General features: G+C 73.6%; 13 protein-coding genes. 7 read left to right on the top strand and 6 right to left on the bottom strand.

Features of this window, described 5'->3' with window-relative positions; genetic code table 11:
* Positions 1-24 precede the first annotated feature (24 nt).
* The 5 genes from ACBJ59_RS22615 to ACBJ59_RS22595 all read left to right on the top strand — a co-directional run bounded on the left by ACBJ59_RS22615 (position 25) and on the right by ACBJ59_RS22595 (position 5,639).
* Positions 25-981 (top strand): NAD(P)H-dependent flavin oxidoreductase, encoded by a 957-nt coding sequence (locus ACBJ59_RS22615; RefSeq protein WP_375112206.1) that lies wholly within the window; start codon positions 25-27, stop codon positions 979-981.
* Between the two features lie 237 nt (positions 982-1,218).
* Positions 1,219-2,463: a PP2C family protein-serine/threonine phosphatase gene (locus ACBJ59_RS22610; protein WP_375112205.1), complete on the top strand. Its 1,245-nt coding sequence runs from the start codon at positions 1,219-1,221 to the stop codon at positions 2,461-2,463.
* Positions 2,464-2,548: 85 nt separating this feature from the next.
* Positions 2,549-3,445, top strand: coding sequence for an aldo/keto reductase (locus tag ACBJ59_RS22605; RefSeq protein ID WP_375112204.1), 897 nt, complete (start codon positions 2,549-2,551; stop codon positions 3,443-3,445).
* A gap of 59 nt (positions 3,446-3,504) precedes the next feature.
* Complete coding sequence (locus tag ACBJ59_RS22600; RefSeq protein WP_375112203.1) at positions 3,505-4,251, top strand: alpha/beta fold hydrolase; 747 nt, start codon at positions 3,505-3,507, stop codon at positions 4,249-4,251.
* The gene (locus ACBJ59_RS22595) at positions 4,248-5,639 is read left to right on the top strand and encodes a hypothetical protein (RefSeq protein ID WP_375112202.1); all 1,392 of its coding nucleotides are present in this window, start codon (positions 4,248-4,250) and stop codon (positions 5,637-5,639) included. The genes ACBJ59_RS22600 and ACBJ59_RS22595 overlap by 4 nt, the downstream gene beginning before the upstream one ends.
* Here ACBJ59_RS22595 and ACBJ59_RS22590 read toward each other — a convergent pair.
* The 4 genes from ACBJ59_RS22590 to ACBJ59_RS22575 are packed head-to-tail and all read right to left on the bottom strand — an operon-like array spanning position 5,636 to position 10,817.
* Complete coding sequence (locus ACBJ59_RS22590) at positions 5,636-7,687, bottom strand: hypothetical protein (RefSeq protein WP_375112201.1); 2,052 nt, start codon at positions 7,685-7,687, stop codon at positions 5,636-5,638. The two genes, ACBJ59_RS22595 and ACBJ59_RS22590, sit on opposite strands and share 4 nt — an antisense overlap.
* Positions 7,684-8,970: an ABC transporter substrate-binding protein gene (locus tag ACBJ59_RS22585; protein ID WP_375112200.1), complete on the bottom strand. Its 1,287-nt coding sequence runs from the start codon at positions 8,968-8,970 to the stop codon at positions 7,684-7,686. The genes ACBJ59_RS22590 and ACBJ59_RS22585 overlap by 4 nt, the downstream gene beginning before the upstream one ends.
* 37 nt (positions 8,971-9,007) lie before the next feature.
* Positions 9,008-9,859, bottom strand: coding sequence for a carbohydrate ABC transporter permease (locus ACBJ59_RS22580; RefSeq protein ID WP_375112199.1), 852 nt, complete (start codon positions 9,857-9,859; stop codon positions 9,008-9,010).
* A complete protein-coding gene (locus ACBJ59_RS22575) occupies positions 9,849-10,817 on the bottom strand; it encodes a carbohydrate ABC transporter permease (protein ID WP_375112198.1) in 969 nt (322 codons plus the stop codon). The genes ACBJ59_RS22580 and ACBJ59_RS22575 overlap by 11 nt, the downstream gene beginning before the upstream one ends.
* A 277-nt stretch (positions 10,818-11,094) precedes the next feature.
* Between ACBJ59_RS22575 and ACBJ59_RS22570 the strand changes: the two genes are divergently transcribed.
* Complete coding sequence (locus ACBJ59_RS22570; RefSeq protein ID WP_375112197.1) at positions 11,095-12,174, top strand: LacI family DNA-binding transcriptional regulator; 1,080 nt, start codon at positions 11,095-11,097, stop codon at positions 12,172-12,174.
* Positions 12,175-12,426: 252 nt separating this feature from the next.
* Here ACBJ59_RS22570 and ACBJ59_RS22565 read toward each other — a convergent pair whose 3' ends face one another.
* Positions 12,427-14,904: a beta-galactosidase gene (locus tag ACBJ59_RS22565; RefSeq protein WP_375112196.1), complete on the bottom strand. Its 2,478-nt coding sequence runs from the start codon at positions 14,902-14,904 to the stop codon at positions 12,427-12,429.
* Between the two features lie 30 nt (positions 14,905-14,934).
* Positions 14,935-15,588, bottom strand: a complete 654-nt coding sequence (locus tag ACBJ59_RS22560) for a TetR/AcrR family transcriptional regulator (RefSeq protein WP_375112195.1) — start codon at positions 15,586-15,588, stop codon at positions 14,935-14,937.
* An 88-nt stretch (positions 15,589-15,676) separates the two neighbouring features.
* On the opposite strand from ACBJ59_RS22560, the gene ACBJ59_RS22555 reads away from it, so the two are divergent.
* The gene (locus ACBJ59_RS22555; RefSeq protein ID WP_375112194.1) at positions 15,677-16,987 is read left to right on the top strand and encodes a cytochrome P450; all 1,311 of its coding nucleotides are present in this window, start codon (positions 15,677-15,679) and stop codon (positions 16,985-16,987) included.
* Positions 16,988-16,992 lie beyond the last annotated feature (5 nt).

The raw sequence follows: 16,992 nt of genomic DNA, 5'->3' as shown, positions 1-16,992 counted from the left end.
CTGTCGCGGACGAATGGGAGGACGATGGTGCGGACCTGGCTGACCGACCGTTTCGGGGTGGAGGTGCCGTTGGTCGGGGCGCCGATGGCGGGGGTGGGTGACGGGCGGCTGGCCGCGGCGGTGTCCGCGGCGGGCGGGCTGGGCGTGATCGGGGCGCCCCCGAAGGCACCGGCCTCGTGGATCTCCCAGCAGGCCGCCGTCGCCGCCGCGAGCGGGCGCCCGTACGGCATCGGGCTGATGGCCTGGGCGCTGCGCGACAACCCCGGCCAGCTCGACGCGGTGCTGGAGGCCCGGCCCGCGCTGGCCTCGGTGAGCTTCGGCGACTTCGCCGGTTACGTGGAGCCGCTGCGGCGGGCCGGGATCGTCGTGGCCGTCCAGGCGGGCACCACCGAGGAGGCGCGGGCGGCCGAGCGGGCCGGGGCGGACGTGGTGGTGGCCCGTGGCGCGGAGGGCGGCGGGCACGGCCGCAACGAGGTGGCCACGCTGCCGCTGCTGCAGGGCGTGCTGGACGCGGTGAGCGTGCCGGTGCTGGCCGCGGGCGGCATCGCCACGGCCCGCGGTCTGGCCGCCGTGCTGGCCGCCGGGGCGGAGGGCGGCTGGGCCGGGACGGCGTTCCTGGGGTGCGCCGAGACGATGCTGTCCGAGGCGGGCCGGGAGCGGGTGCTGGCCACCGGGGAGACGGGCACCGCGTACGGGCGGGTCTTCGACGTCGCGCAGCACCTGGCCTGGCCTCCGGAGTTCGGCGGGCGGGCGCTGCGCAACGCGTTCTTCGACCGGTGGAACGGGCACGAGGAGGAGCTGGCCGCGGACGAGGCGGCGCGGGCCGAGCTGGAGTCGGCCCGCGTGGAGGGTGACTTCGACACCGCCTACGTCTACGCGGGCCAGGCGGTGGGCCTGGTGGAGCGGCAGCGCACCGCCGCCGACGTGGTCGCCGCCTTCGCCACCGCCGCCACGCTCCTGGGCCGCTTCGCTCGTCCCTAGCCGCCCGGCACCGAGCTGCCGGGCGTTTCGGGAAGCCGGGCGAGGACCGCGTCCAGCAGGTCTTAGCCGTCCAGCTCGGCCCCGTCACCCACCCGCAGCACACCCCCGGTGTGCAGGCCCGCTCCCCCGGCCAGCCGCCGATACGCCCCCTCGCGCCGCACCATGCCGGCACCTTACCGGCCTGTGCGCGGGCCGGTGGGCGGTGCAGTGGGTAAGGGGCAGTGTGGAGGTGAGAACGTGAGCGGTGACGACGTCCGGGACGCTGGTGAACGCGCCCTCAGCGGTCTGCTGCAGACCATGCACCTGGCCGCGATGGAGGACCTGCCGCCCCGGGCGGCCGAGCACGCGCGGCTGGTCGGCTTCTCCGACCTCGCGATCTACGTGACCGACCTGCAGCAACTGCTCCTCGTGCCGCTGCCGGGCCAGCGCGGCGCGGACGGCGAGCCGCTCGACACCATCCGGATCGACGGCACCATGCCGGGCCGCGCCTTCCGCGTGGTCGAGATCGTCCGCACCCGTGCCGTCGGCGACCCCGAGGGAGCGGTGCGGCGGTTGTGGCTGCCGCTGCTGGACGGCACGGAGCGGGTCGGCGTGCTCGGCCTGACCGTGCCCCAGGACGCGGCGTCCCGGGACGGGGCGCTGCTCGAGCAGCGGGCCAAGGATCTCGCGTCGCTGGTGGCGCTGATGGTGATCAGCAAGCGGCCGCACAGCGACTCCCACGCCCGGCTGGTACGCGCCCGCCCCCTGACCCTGTCGGCCGAGGTGCTGTGGAACCTGCTGCCCCCGGGCACGTTCGCCAACGACGACGTGGTGATCAGCGCCGCCCTGGAGCCCGCGTACGAGATGGGCGGCGACGCCTTCGACTACGCCCTCGACGGCCACACCCTCTTCCTGTCCGTCTTCGACGCCATGGGGCACGACACCTCCGCCGGACTGACCGCGTCCGTCGCCATGGGCGCCGGCCGGAACTGCCGCCGGCACGAGATGGACCTGCGCGCGACCGGCGAGGCCATCGACGCGGCGATCAAGGCGGAGTTCACCGGCCGGTTCGCCACGGGCATCCTGGCCGAGCTGGACCTGCGCAGCGGGGTGCTGACCTGGGTCAACCGGGGGCACCACCCGCCGCTGCTGATCCGGGAGGGCCGGCTGGTCGCGACCCTCGACAGCGTCCCCGACCCGCCGATGGGCTTCGGCCTGGACGCGTCCACGGGCATGCTCCGCTACCAGCTCCAGCCCGGCGACCGGCTGCTGTTCTACACCGACGGCATGATCGAGGCGCAGAGCCCGGACGGCGAGCTGTTCGGGCTGGAGCGGTTCATCGACTTCGTCATCCGGCGCGAGGCGGACGGGATGTCGGCCCCGGAGACGCTGCGGCGGCTGATCCAGGCCATCCTGGAGCACCAGCGCGGCCGGCTCCAGGACGACGCGACCGTGCTGACGGTGGAGTGGCAGACCCGGCGCCGCTACCAGCTCACCCTGTGACGTCACGGCACATGCGATGATCGTGCCGCGAAATCAGACGATCGCGGTGAGAGGCGGACAGTTGCCGGAGCAGCAGGGGCGTCGGGTGCCCGGAGCGGAAGGCCCGTTGCGGGCGGTGACCCTCGGCACGTCGGGGCTCGGCCGCCGGCCCGGCGACGACGAGTTGGCGGACGCGCTGCTGTCCGGCCGGTTCCGGCAGCTCGACACCTCCAACGAGTACGCGGAGGGCCGCAGCGAGACGCTGATCGGGCAGGCGCTCAGCAAGGCATCCGGCGAGGCGCAGGGGGTGACGATCTTCTCCAAGGCGGACCGGGACCCGGACACGGGGGTGTTCGACGGTGACCGGGTCATGCGCTCCTTCGAGGAGACGACCTCCCGGCTCGGCGTCGAGACCCTGCCGATCTACCACCTGCACGACCCGATGACGATCACGGTGCGGGAGGCGATGGCGCCCGGCGGCGCGGTTCCGGCCCTGGTGTCGCTGCGCGAGCAGGGGCTCGTCGGCGCGATCGGCATCGCGGCCGGCGGGTGGGGCACCATGGTGCAGGACTACATCCGTACGGACGCGTTCGACGCGGTCCTCACCCACAACCGCTACACCCTGGTGGACCGGCGCGCGGAGGACATCCTGCGGCTCGCCACGGACCGGGACATGACGGTCTTCAACGCCGCGCCCTTCGGCGGCGGCATCCTGTCCGGCTCGCCGCGCCACGCCGGCACCTACGGCTACCGGCCGATCTCGCCCGAGTTCGGCCGGCACGTCGAGCGGGTGCGGGAGCTGTGCGAGCGATGGCGGATCGGCCTGGCGGCGGCCGCCCTGCACTTCTCCCTGGCCGAGCCGCGCATCCACTCCACGGTGGTCGGGATCACCTCGGTGCGGCGGCTGGAGGAGCTGGACGGCCTGGTGGACACCGTGATCCCGGACGGGTTCTGGGCCGAGCTGGCGGCGCTCGGGACGCCGCCTCCGTCGCCGGTCGACTGAGCGGACGTTCGCGCGATCACGGTTCGGGTAGGTGGGCAGCCCCCTGAGAGAGGAGAGGCGTGCCGCTCGAACAGCGAGTCCACACCGCGCTGGGCATGAGGGTGACCAGCTGGCGCGGCCACGGCCCGGGCCCGGCGGTCGTGTGCGTGCACGGCGCGGGGGTGTCCAGCCGGGAGCTGCTGCCGTTCGTCCGCGTGCTGGGCGCCACGCACGACGCCTGGAGTCTCGACCTGCCCGGGTTCGGCCGCAGCGAGAAGCCCGCCGAGCCCCTCACCCTGGAGACGCTCGCCGACGCGGTGGCCGACTGGCTGGCCGTGACCGGGCTGGAGCGGCCGTGCCTGCTCGGCGGGTCCTTCGGCTGCCAGGTCGTCGTGGACCTGGCAGCCCGCCACCCGGGCCTGGCCGGCGCGCTGGTGCTGACGGGCCCGACCGTCGACCCGCACGCGCGCACGCCCGTCCGGGTCGTGGGCCAGTGGCTGCGCAACTCGGTAGGCGAGAGCCCGCGCATGGCGCCGCTGAACGTCGCCGACTACCTCGACGCCGGGCCGCGCCGGGTGCTGGCCAGCTTCGGCGCCTCGATGCGCGACCGGATCGAGGACAAGCTGCCGCACGTCGCCGAGCCCGTCCTGGTGGTGCGGGGCGGCAAGGACCGGATGGTGAGCCAGGCGTGGGCCGAGGAGGTCACGCGGCTGCTGCCCAGGGGGCGGCTGGTCGTCATGGACGGCCTTCCGCACATGGTCCCGTACCGCGATCCCCGGGGGCTGGCCCGCGAGGTCGCGGCGTTCCTGGAGGAGGTGGCCGCGTGAGGCCGGGCAAGGCGGTGGCGTCGTTCGACTCGGCGACCGGCATGTTGCGGGCGCTGTCGCGGTTCCTGCACGACAAGGACGTGCCGCTGCTCGGCCAGGGCCCGGCGGCGCTGGAGCCGGTGGCGGCCGCGCTGCTCGGCGGGGCGGGGCGGCTGCCGCGCAAGGCCAAGGAGCGGGCGTACGCCGTGAGCGGCTGGGCCGAGGCCGTGCCGATGCGCCGCGTCCCCGAGATCCGCTCCGAGGAGCTGGCGGGGTGGGTGACCGGGCACTACCCGCGCCGCCCGTACCCGGTGGCCTTCGTCGGCTCGTCCAACGGCGCCCTGGTCCACCTGGCCGCGGCGCTGCGCGCGCCGTGGCTGCCGCAGACGCTGCTGCTGCCGGTACGCCGCCGCGGCGTCCGCCCCGACGACCCGCGCGGCGACCTGCGGGTGACCCAGGGCGCCGGGCGGGCGCTGCTGGACGCGAACCCCGACCTGGTGCTGCACCACATGCACGACGCCAACCAGGACCGCCTGATGATCGCGGGCATGACGTACTTCCGGGTGAAGTGGCGGCGCCTGGCCGAGGCGTACCGGCGGTTCCTGGAGGAGTCGCTGCCGCCCGGCGCGACGCTGGTGGTGGTGGACTGCGGGCTGCGCTGGCCGGCCACGGAGGTGGGCCCGCGCCACCTCTTCCAGCACGGCGCGCTCGGCGGCGCGACCCGCGAGGAGTACGAGCACGGCGGCCCGCGCGTGGCCGGCTACCTCGCCCGGTACGGCGCCGGGCGGTCCGCGTGGGACTACCCGGAGGCGGACGGCGAGCACCCGGAGGCGGAGTGGGGGTTCCAGCCGGAGCTGCTCGGCGACCTGACGGAGCTGGCGGAGCGGAACCGGTGGCAGCTGGTCCGCATACGGTTCGGCGAGCCCGAGGACCTGAGCCCGGTCGTGGCGGACCTGTACCGGAGCTGGTACCGGACCCGCGGGCTGCCCGGCGACCGGCTGCTGGTGGAGTGCTTCCTGCTGCTGGAGCCGTGGTGGACGCTGCGCAGCGGGTCGGTGCCGTACTGGATGGTGTTCAACACCGATCAGTCGCACGCGCACGCGATGTCCTACCTCGACGACGTGGACCCGTTCGACGAGATCAGGCTCATCCTGTTCTCGCACGGCGTGGACTCGGTCGGGCTGGCGGGGATCGACGACTGGCGCGCGCTGCTGGCGCGGGGCCGCAAGCTCGGGGTGTTCACCGGGGTCGACACCGACGCCTACCCGCGTGACTTCGCCGGGCTCGTGCGGGCGCACCGGGAGCTGGCGCGGATCCGCACGACGTACCCGATGCCGCTGCCGCTGGAGTGGCCGGTGGCCGAGGAGTTCCTGGCCAAGCGGGAGGAGCTGGAGTGGCACGCCGGTTAGGGCAGGCGGAGCAGCCCCTCGTGCCGGACCGCCCAGGAGGCGGGGAAGCCGGGTGAGGGCGGGCCGCCGTCCCAGCCCCTGGCCATGAGGGCGACCGCCGCCAGCAGGCCGCCGTTGCCCGGCAGGTAAACGGGCAGGGTGGCGCTCTGCCGGTTGTGGCCGTTCGGCAGGTACGCGTTCTTGGCCACGGGCCGCAGCAGCGCCTCCACGGCGGTGGCCGGATCGCCCAGCCTGGTGGCGGTCATGGCGATCGCCGGGTGGTCCCAGCCCCACGTCGTCTCCCAGTCCCAGGTGGTCAGCACGTCGGCGAGCGTGGCGCGCATCGTGCCGGCGTCGATGAGGCGGGTCTGGGGGACGAAGCCGAGCGCGTACAGCATGGAGGGGTGGTCGTCGCGCACGGTGTACGGCGGCGCGTCCATCGCCGCGTACACCCCGCCGCGCACGCGGGGCGCGGCCATCCCGGCGGCCACCTCGGCCCAGTGCGGGTCGGGGCCCAGCCCCATCAGCCGCCGCCAGCGCTGCGCCACCTCCAGGGCCCACGACCAGTACGCCAGCTCGAACGTCGGGTTGGCCGCGCTCGCCCGCACGTCCGCGTACGACTCCTGGGCCGGCACCAGCGGCGGCCCCAGCCCGTACCCGCCGGGCCCCTCGACCGCGAACGCCGCCATGAACGCGGCCGTGTCGAGCACGAGGTCCGCGTACCGGGCCAGCGCCCGCCGGGTGCCGACGGCGCGGCGGACCAGCTCGGCCAGGAAGATCGGGTGCGGCTGCTGCCAGAGCAGGAACGGCCCGATCGGGCTCGGGCTCTCCCGCCCGTCCGGGCCCACCTGCTTGGGCCAGCGCGCCCCGGGGCAGCCCTGCGCGGCGGCGGTCTCGCGGGCGCGGGGCAGGACGGCGGCGTACCAGCCGAGGCTGCGCTCCAGCAGCCCGGGCCGGCCCCAGAGCGGGAAGTGGGCCGCGTGCCACCAGTGCATCTCCAGGTGGAAGCGGCCGCGCCAGCTGTTGGCCATCAGCCCGGTCTCGGCCGGCGGGGTGGACCCGGCGCAGTGGATCGCCGTGAGGTACTGCGACAGCACGATCCGCCGCTCCAGCTCCGGGGCCCGCTCGTCGCGGCTGCCGGACAGGTCGACCGCGCCGCCCGTGCTCCAGAACCGGGCCCAGTGCCGTCCGGACGCCGCCATCACCTCCCCGAACTCCGGCAGGCGCCCGGCCCCGCGCGTGTCGAACCCGATGACCAGCTCGGCGGCCGGCTCGCGGAAGGTGATGAGGAACTCGTGCGGCCCGCACCGCGCCACCTCCCCCCCGCCGGTCACGGCCACCGCCACGTCGTAGGCGGTCCCGTCCAGCACCCGCGCCACCGTGAACCCGCCCGCCGAAGCCCGCAGCTCCGACGTGTGCGCCTCCGGCCGCGACCAGTCGGCCGCGTTCCCCCACGCCTGCGACCCGTACGGGAACGCCAGCCGCACCCCGGCCTCGGTCAGGCCGGGCGACTCGATCCGCACGGCCAGGACGTCCCGCTCGGGGTGGCAGGCGGTGACGACCCGGTAGGGCGTGCCGCGCAGCCGGAAGCGGCTGGTCAGCGTGCCGGTCCACAGGTCGAGCCGCTGGCGGGAGCCGCTCAGGTCGGCGGGCGACAGCGGGGCGGCGCCGGGCCGGGCCAGCCCGATCCGCCCCAGGTCCAGCCGGTGCGGGTTGGCGCGCAGCCACGACTCGGCGGCCGAGGCGGGCGCCTCGCCGGAGCCGCTCAGGTCGCCGCGCATGTCCACGTACGGCACCGGCCCGCGCGGCGTCCCGTAGGTGCGCATGGTCTCGGCCAGCCCGTACGAGCCGGGGACGCTGTGCCAGCCCCATGACGCCATGGTGGCCAGCAGCGTCCCCGGCCCGGTGCCGGAGCGGTCCTCGACCGGGTAGGAGGCCGGGAAGGTCTGCAGCCCGGTGACGTCCACCGTGAAGCAGAGCTCCCCGTTGCCCACCGACAGCGGCGACTCGGGCAGGATCCCGGTCACCTCGACGGCGTGCCGCCCGGCCAGCTCGCGGCGGTCGATCACTGCTTGATCGCCGTCCCGACCTGCTGGATGAAGTCCGCCGCCGCGGCGGCGGGCTGCTCGCGGCCGAACAGCACCTCGGCGTTGACCCGGTCCAGGATCTTGGGCGTGTCGGTGGACCCGGCCGGCCCGATCACCAGCGGCGGCCCGGCCTTCGGCGTGAGCGCGTCGATGAACGCGGCCTGCGCCTTCTCCGGCTCGCCGAGCACGCCCTGGACGGCCGTGCGGACGTCGGAGTTGGCCGGGATGCCCCGGTCGGCCAGGATGATCTTCCCCGCCTCCGGGCTGTTGACCAGGAAGTCCACGAACTTGGCCGCCTCCTGCGGGTGCTCGGACTTGGCGTTGATGCTGTAGATCTGCGACGCCTGCAGCCACATGCCGGGCTGGGCGGCGCCGCTCTCACCCGGCACCCGCATCAGCCGCAGCGGCTGCCCGGCGGCCTTGCTCAGGGCGCTGAGCTGGTTGCTCCAGTCGAACTGCATCGCGGCCTGGCCCCGGCCCATCAGCGACTGCTCGGGCGCGGGCTGGGTGATCAGCTCGGCGGTCTGCGAGGCCGGCGGGGTCGCCCCGGCGCTCTGCAGCTCCAGCGTCATGGTCCACCAGTCCACCAGGGTTCTGTCGCTGATGCCGACCTTGCCGTCGGCGGTGTAGAGGGCCTCGCCGCGCTGGCGCGAGTACACGTCCAGCATGTCGGTCCTGGTGGGGTCGGCCAGCGCGAACGTGCCCTCGGGCACCTTCCCGGCCAGCTCCTTGGCGATGCGCTTGAAGTCGTCCCAGGTCCAGGTGTCCTCCTCGGGCAGCGGCACCCCGGCCTTGTCGAACACGGCCTCGTTGACGACCACGGCGATGGCGTTCACGCCGGTGGGCACGCCGTACTGGACGCCGCCGAACTTGCCGTTGTCCAGGGCCGCCGCGCCGATCCTGTCGGTCTTCAGCCCGACCTTGGCCAGGTCGAGCAGGGCGCCGCGGTCGCCGTACTCGCGGGGGTAGGCGCCGCCGAGCGTGATGACGTCGGGCGCGCGCCCGCCGGCCACCTCGGTGGCCAGGCGGTCGAAGTAGGAGTTGAAGTCGGTGAACGAGCCCTTGACCTTGATGCCGGGGTTCTTGGCCTGGAAGGCGTCGATGACGCGCTGCGTGGCGGCCGCCCGGTCGTTGTTGCCCCACCAGCCGAAGCGCAGCTCGACGGTGCCGTCCCCGCCGCCGGACGAGCCGCCGCCGCAGGCGGAGGCCGCCAGCAGCACGCCGGCCAGGCAGAGCGCCGCCAGGCCACTGGATCTTGTCGGCATGGCCCTTCTCCTTCTATGAGAACGTTTTGATCGCGGATCAGCGAAAGCCGGTCGTGGAGATGCCCTGCGTCAGATAGCGCTGTCCGGCGAGGAAGAACCCGAAGATCGGCGCCAGCCCCACGATCGACATGGCGAAGAGCTGGCCCCAGGCCGTCTCGCCCTGGCCGTCCAAGAACGAGCGCAGCGCCACCGGCATGGTCCACAGCTCGGGGTCGGTCAGGAAGATGAGCTGGCTGAAGAAGTCGTTCCAGGTCCAGATGAAGGTGAACAACGCCGAGGTGGCCAGCGCCGGCACCGACAGCGGCATGATGATCCGCCAGTAGATCCTGAAGTGGCCGCAGCCGTCGATGCGGGCCGCCTCGTCCAGCTCCTTCGGCAGGCCGCGGATGAACTGCACCATGAGGAAGATGAAGAACGCGTCGTGCGCCAGGAACTTCGGCACGACCAGCGGCAGGTTGGTGTTGATCCAGTCGAGCTGGGAGAACAGCACGTACTGGGGGACGATGAGCACGTGGATGGGCAGCATCAGCGTCGCCAGCATCATGGCGAAGAAGATCTTCCTGCCCCGGAACTCCAGCCGCGCGAACGCGTACGCGGCCAGCGAGCACGACAGCAGGTTGCCCGCCACGGCCAGGATCGCGATGACCGCGGAGTTCAGCAGGTAGTAGTGGAAGGGATGGTCGAGCGCCGTCCAGCCTTCGACGTAGTTGCCCAGGTCGAGCCGGCTGGGCCAGATCGACGGGTCGCGGAAGATGGTCTCGGTGGGCTTGACCGAGCTGGACACCATCCACAGCAGCGGATAGAGCATCACCAGGCCGAAGCCGATGAGCAGCGCGTGCTTCGACAGGCGCCGCGACCGGCCGCCTGGGGCCCTGAGCTCAGTTGCCATAGAACACCCACCGCTTGGCGAAGAGGAAGTTGATCCCGGTCAGCACGGCGATGAGGACCAGCAGGACCCACGCCATCGCGGAGGCGTAGCCCATGTCGAACGAGCCGAAGCCGCGCTCGTACAGGTAGAGGGTGTAGAGGAGGGTGGCGTCCGACGGCCCGCCCCGGCCGCCGCTGATCACGAACGCCTGCGTGAAGCTCTGGAAGGCGCCGATGAGCTGCAGGACCAGGTTGAAGAAGATGATCGGGGTCAGCATGGGCAGCGTGATGTGGAAGAACCGCGACACCGTCCCGGCGCCGTCCACCTGGGCCGCCTCGTAGTAGGAGGCGGGGATCTGGCGCAGGCCGGCCAGGAAGATGACCATGGGAGCCCCGAACGTCCACGCGTTGAGCAGGACCAGCGTGCCCAGCGCGAAGTCCGGGTGGGCCACCCAGCTCACGCCGTCCACGCCCACCGTGGCCAGGAGCTGGTTGACCAGGCCGTCCTTGCCGAAGATCTGCCGCCACAGGATGGCGATGGACACGCTTCCGGCCAGGAGCGAGGGCAGGTAGTAGACCGACCGGTAGAAGCTCAGGCCCCGTACGCCGCGGTTGAGCAGGAGTGCCAGCGCCAGCGCCAGGACGAGCTGGATGGGCACCGACACGAACACGTAGACGAACGTGACCAGCAGCGACTTGTGCAGCCGCGGGTCGTCCAGCATCTGGCGGTAGTTGTCGAGCCCGAGCCATTCGGGCGGCTTGAGCAGGCTGTACTCGGTGAACGAGAGGTAGAGGGAGGCCAGGATCGGCCCCACGGTGAACAGGGCCATGCCGATGAACCACGGCGTGAGGAAGAGGTAGCCGACGCGGTCCTTGGGCGGGCCGCTCGGTCGCGGTGCCGGCGGCTGCTCGGCGGGGGGCGGGTGTGGGGGTGTGAGCGGGGTGACGGTGGTTTCGGGGGGATCCAAACGTTTGCTCATCTCTCACCCTTCGCAGTCGCGCTGAGCCGCACGCGACCGGGATAAGCAGGGGCACAAGCCGTGATGTCTTGTGAGTAACCAGTTTCTAACATCGCCCACATCGGGTGTCAACGCTCCGTTAGCGAGGCACTGAACTGGGTGAACAGGTCTTGCGCGCCTCTTGGCAACCGGTTGTAATGCAAGGTGAGAAACCGGTATCTCGACGTCGGTGCCCGGCCGGGGGCGTCCGGCGATTTAATGCATGCAGCAAACGGGCCCGAGCGTGCGGGGAGAGCGGATGAGGGCGAGCGCCGGAGACGGTGACCAGGACGGGTCGGTCAGGGAGGAGACACCGGTCGCTCCCGCCCGCCCGGGCGGACGGCGCGGGCCGCGACCGGCCGGCCCGGCCACGATCAGCCGGGTCGCCGAGGCGGCCGGGGTCTCGCGGGCGACGGTGTCGCGGGTCATGAACGGCTCGCCGACCGTGAACCCGGAGCTGGCCGCCCGCGTGCGGGCCGCGGCCGAGGAGCTGGACTACGAGCCGAGCGTGGCCGCCCGCCGGCTCGCGCTCGGCCGTACCGGCACGGTCGCGCTCGTCGTCCCCGACCTGGCCAACCCGCTCTTCCAGGGCGTGCTGCGCGGGCTCAGCCAGGCCGCCGGCAAGGCGGGCCGCCAGCTGCTGGTGGCCGAGTCCGACGAGGACCCGGAGGAGGAGGTGATTCTCGCGCTGGAGGCGCGGCGCAACTCCGACGGGCTCGTGCTGGCCTCACCCCGCGCTCCGGGCGGGCGGCTGCGCGCGCTCAGCGACAGGCTGGCGCCGTTCGTGCTGGTCTACCGGGAGATCCCCGATCTGGGCGCGCCGTCACTGTCGATCGACAACGCCGCGGGCATCGGGGAGATCGTGGCCCACCTCACCGGCCTCGGCCACCGCCGCGTGGCCTATCTCGCCGGTCCGCCGGGCAGCGCGGGCAACGCCGAGCGGCTCGCCGCGCTGCGCGCCGCGCCCGGCCTCGACCTGACCGTGCTGCCGTGCGGGTCGATGTTCGACCACGGCCACGCCGCCGCGCACGCGGTGGTGGAGTGCGGGGCCAGCGCGGTGGTGGGCTTCAACGACATGGTGGCCTCGGGCGTGCTGACCGGCCTGCACGAGCTGGACGTACGGGTGCCCGGCGAGGTGTCCGTCACCGGGTTCGACGACATCCCCTTCGCCCGCTACACCACCCCGCCGCTGACCACGGTGTCGATCCCGAAGAGCGAGCTGGGCCGGCAGGCGTGGGAGCGGCTGTGGGCGCTGATGAACGGCGAGAGCGGCGGCTACAACGTGCGCTACCAGCCCCGGCTGCTCGTCCGCGACAGCACCGGGCCGGCGGCGTCCTGAGCCCTCCGGCGGCGGGTCACCACTCGGCGAAGGAGCCGTCCGGGTGGCGCCAGATCGCGCCGCGCCAGCGGTGCCCGCGCTTGGCCGCGCGCTCGGCCGCGCGCTCCACGGCCCGCCTGGCGGGCGGGCACGCCGGGGTGCTGCCGGCGGTGGGCAGGCAGCGGCCGAAGGCGGCCGAGACCGCGATGCGGGTGCTGGTCGGGCGTTCGATCGCGGACGTCGGTCTGGCCAGGAAGGTCCACGGCGACCGGGTCAGCGGGCGCCGGCTCCGACCACGGTGCGGGACAGCGGGACCAGCGTGGCCCCGCGCAGCTCCAGCACGCTGCCGCCCGGGTAGGCGGGCGGGCGGGCCTGCGGGGACAGGTGGACGGGGGCGTCCTCGCGCAGCGGCAGCAGCCTCAGCTCCAGCCCGTGCTCCAGCAGCTCCGTACGGAACCGGCGCAGGCCGATCTCCCAGGGCGGGCCGTACCAGAACTGGTCGGCCACCAGGCGCCCGCCGATGTAGGCGCGGCCCACGTCGCCGACCCAGTCCAGGCGCAGCAGCACCTCGTCGTCCCCTTCCAGGGCCTCCGGGGGGACGGTGAGGTGGTAGACGGCCGCGTCGTCGAAGTCGGCGTCCACGGGCGCCGAGGCCCGGCCGGAGGCCGGGTCGACCACCGGCCGCCGCGCCGGCCCCGCCTCTTTGACGACCTCGACCGTCACGACCCGGCCTTCCCCGCCCACGGGCCCGGGCACCGGCAGGACCCCGAACACGCCGTCGGTCTCGCCGGCGAGCTCCGGCGCGGGGAAGACCAGCACCCTGTCCCCGGCCACCCCCGGGGACCTGGATCCCGCGCTTCGGGAACGGCCGGCGCGCGCCGTCTCGCCCGCGCCGCCGTACACCACGAGACGGTCGTCGTCGATCACGGCGGGCCGGTCGCTCAGGACGAGCCGGTCGGCCCCCCAGAGCCGGCCGCGCGTCGCCGTGAGGGCGCTGTCGTGATCCAGCACGAGCACCGCCGCCGTCCCGCCGCCCGCATCGGTCACCCGGAGCAGGCAGCCCGGCCCCGGCCGCAACCCGCTCACCACGACCTCGCCCCCGTCCCGCGTCACCGTCGCGGGCCCCTCGATACCGGCGACGGTGGCGGCGTCGAAGACGAGCTCCACCGGGATGCCCGCCGTCTGCGTGAAGACGTGCACGGGCTCCCCCGCGCCCCGGGCGGCCTCGGGCGCTGCCGCATCCGCCCCGATCACGCACACGGGCTGTGCCGTGGCGCTCAGCAGCACGCTCCGCCCGACCCGCCGGGCGAGCGGCCAGGCGAAGAACGCCCCCGGCGGCACCGTCACCGGCTCGCGCGGGACGACGAGCTCGCGCCCGTCCAGCTCGACCGCGAACCGGACGCCCTCATGGGCCGGCAGCGTCTCGACGGGCTGGTGGTTGTTGACGAACAGGAACCCCGAACGCCCGTCGGACCGCACGGCCCAGCGCAGGGCGTCGCGGTCGGCGGTGTCCTCGGGCGCGCCCGGCGGCATCGTCAGCGTCATCGTGGCCAGATCGGGCCCGTCGCAGCCCAGCCACAGGTGCTGCAGCCGGAGGTGGCGGTAGGACTCGCGGAACTGGCCGAACTCGCCGAGCGGCGCCTGGAAGTCGTAGCCGATCACCGGGCAGTCGTTGGGGTAGCCGGTGGCGTGCGACTCCTGCAGCGTGGACAGCGCGCCGACCTTCTGGGACGCCCCGTGGTACATGTAGTAGCCCTGCCACACCGACCCGCTCCCCAGCTTGACCAGGGCCAGGGCCGCGACGTCGGCGGCCGCCACGATCGGGCGCCGGTGGTAGGAGGTGTACATGCCGCCGCCCAGCTCGCAGGTGGCGAACGGGTAGCGCGCCGGCTGGGCCTCGTCGGAGGCGGCCACCTCGGTGGTACGCAGGTCGGCGCCGATCGAGTCGTCGTCCCGCCCGGGGCCGAAGAAGTAGTGCGCCCGGCTCTGCCGCGGCCAGCCGTCGTGCGCGGTGTCCCAGGCGGCCTCCGGGTAGCCGCCGAACAGCGGGATCAGCTCGTCCGGCGGCAGCACGGCGTGCCCCCAGCCGGTGGCCGTCCACAGCGGCGCGTCGATGCCGGCCTCCTTGGCCAGGCGCTTGAGGGTGAGCAGGTGGCCGGGCTGGTCGTGCAGCTCGTTCTCCACCTGTACGGCCACCACGGGCCCGCCGTGCGCCCGGGTCAGCCCGCGGAGCCGGGCCCCGATCTGCTCGAAGAACGGCCGGACGAGCGCGAGGTAGCGGGGGTCGTCGGTGCGCGGCACGCAGCCGTCGGCGAGCAGCCAGTCGGGGAAGCCGCCGTTGCGCGACTCCCCGTGCGCCCAGGGGCCGATCCGCACGACCAGGTCGAGGCCCAGCTCGGCGCAGATCATCGCGAAGCGCCGCAGGTCACGGTCGCCGCTCCAGTCGAAGACGCCGCGGCGTTCCTCGTGCAGGTTCCAGAAGACGTACGCGGAGACCGCCGTCACGCCGCCGGCGCGTACCTTGAGCAGCTCCTCGCGCCACTCCGCGGCCGGGTAGCGGCCGTAGTGGAACTCCCCCGTGACCGGGAACCACGGGCGCCCGCCGCGGGTGAGGTGGCGCGAGTTCACGGTGATCGCGCCGGGCTCGTCCGGGGGGTCGCCGAGCCGGAGGTGTCCCTGGAGGGGCGGGGGTGTCTCGCGCGGCACGGTGACCCGCCGTACCGCCGGAGCCTTGGTCTGCCATCGCGCCACGAGTTCGTACAGTACTACTGACGAGAACTGTCAACGCAGCCGGTGATCCAGCGCGGGCGCGAGGTCCGTGGTGGTCAGCAGCAGGGCGACGACGTAGTCGATGAGGTGGTCGCGATCGGTGTCCACCTCGCCCCGGAACCACGCCGACAGCAGCTCCCACAGGCCGCTCACGATGGTCAGCGCGGTCATGGCGAGATCGGTCTCGCTGAGCGGCACCTCGTCGAGGAGCTCGTGGACCTGCGCGGTGAAGATGCCCGCCAGCACCCCGGTGATCCGCCGTCGGCGCTGCTGCAGCAGCGGGCTGGCCGGGAACTCGTAGGCGAGGATGCGGGCCCGGCGCGGGTCGGCGGCCAGGAAGTCGACGATCGCGGTCACCACGGCCGTGGTGCGGGCGCGCAGGCGGCGCGGGGCGCCGTCGGCCACCGCCTGGATCATGTCGGTGGCCTGCGCGGCCTGGTCGTCGACGACGGCCAGCAGCAGGGCGTCCAGGTCGGCGAAGCTCTCGTAGAAGTAGCGGTCGTTCAGCCCCGCCCGCGCGCTCACCCCCCGCACGGTGGCGGCGGCCCAGCCCTGGGTGCCCAGCAGGTCGAGGCCGGCCGCCAGCAGCGCGGCCCGCCGCCCGGCGCGGCGCTGCTCGGCGGGCACGCCTCGGTACGGGCGCACGGGAGGGCGGTGAGGCGTCACAGCCCCGATTCTGCCGTAGCCCTTGACGGGTCCGGGTAAATCTGGTGATGGTTAACACCAAGTTCCCCTGTTGCAGAGGCGGTGGATCGTGGCCACGGAACAGCAGCCTGTGGACCTCTCTCCGGCCGACATCGATCTGAGCGACCTGCGGTTCTGGGAGCGGCCGGCGGCCGAGCGGGCGCGGGCGTTCGCGATGTTGCGCGCCGAGCCCGGTCCGCGGCTCTTCCGCCTGCCCAAGGTGCCCTTCCTGCGCCAGGACCCCGGGGCCTGGGCCCTCGTCCGCCACGCCGACGTCCTGGAGGCCAGCCGCCACCCCGAGATCTTCAGCAGCGAGCCGAGCGCCACCAGCCCGACCGACCTGCCCCGCTGGATGGACGGCTACTTCAACTCCATGATCGACATGGACGACCCGCGGCACGCCAAGATCCGCCGCATCGTGTCCCGGGCGTTCACGCCGAAGACGCTGGCCAAGGCGGAGGACGACATCGCCCGCCGGGCCGGGCGCATCGTGGACGAGCTGATCGCGGCCGGCCCCGGCGACTTCGTGGCCCGGGTGGCGATGCGGCTGCCGGTCGAGGTGATCTGCGACATGCTCGGCATCCCGCCCCGCGAGCACGCCCGCGTGGTGCGGCTGACCAACATCGTCGTCGGCTACACCGACCCCGAGTACGTCGGCTCCCCCGTCGACTACACCGGCGCCAGGGCGAAGGTCGGCCGGTTGCGCGCGGCCCGCCTGCTGGGGACGGTGGCCCTGGCGGGCTGGCAACTGCACCGGCTGGCCGCCGAGCTCGGCAGGCAGCGGCGCGCCGCCCCGACCGGCGACCTGACCTCCGCCCTGGTCAACGCCAACATCGACGGGGAACGGCTGAGCCCGCGCGAGTTCGCGGCGTTCTTCCTGCTGCTCGTGGTGGCCGGGAACGAGACCACCCGCACCGCGATCGCCCACGGACTGAAGCTGTTCACCGACCACCCCGAGCAGCGTGAACTGCTGCTGTCCGACTTCGACGCCCGCATCGGCGGCGCCATCGAGGAGATCGTCCGGCACAGCTCCCCGGTAGTCTTCATGCGCCGCAACCTCACCCGCGACCACGAACTGAACGGCCACCTGTTCAAGGCCGGCGACAAGGTCACCCTCTGGTACGCCTCCGCCAACCGCGACGAGAGCGTCTTCACCGACCCCGACGCGTTCGACATCACCCGCTCCCCCAACCCGCACGTGGGCTTCGGCGGGCCCGGCCCGCACTTCTGCCTGGGGGCGAACCTGGCCAGGCGGGAGATCGCGGTGATGTTCCGGGAGCTGTTCACCCGGGTGCCGGACATCAGGGCGGGCGAGCCGGACCGTCTGCTGTCCAGCTTCATCAACGGCTACAAGCGCCTGCCCTGCACGTTCCGCTCCTGAAGTTC

The organism is Nonomuraea sp. MTCD27, from assembly GCF_041950495.1.
Lineage (GTDB): Bacteria > Actinomycetota > Actinomycetes > Streptosporangiales > Streptosporangiaceae > Nonomuraea.
The sequence above is the reverse complement of the archived record's forward strand: the minus strand, read 5'-3'. Positions and strand labels throughout refer to the sequence as shown.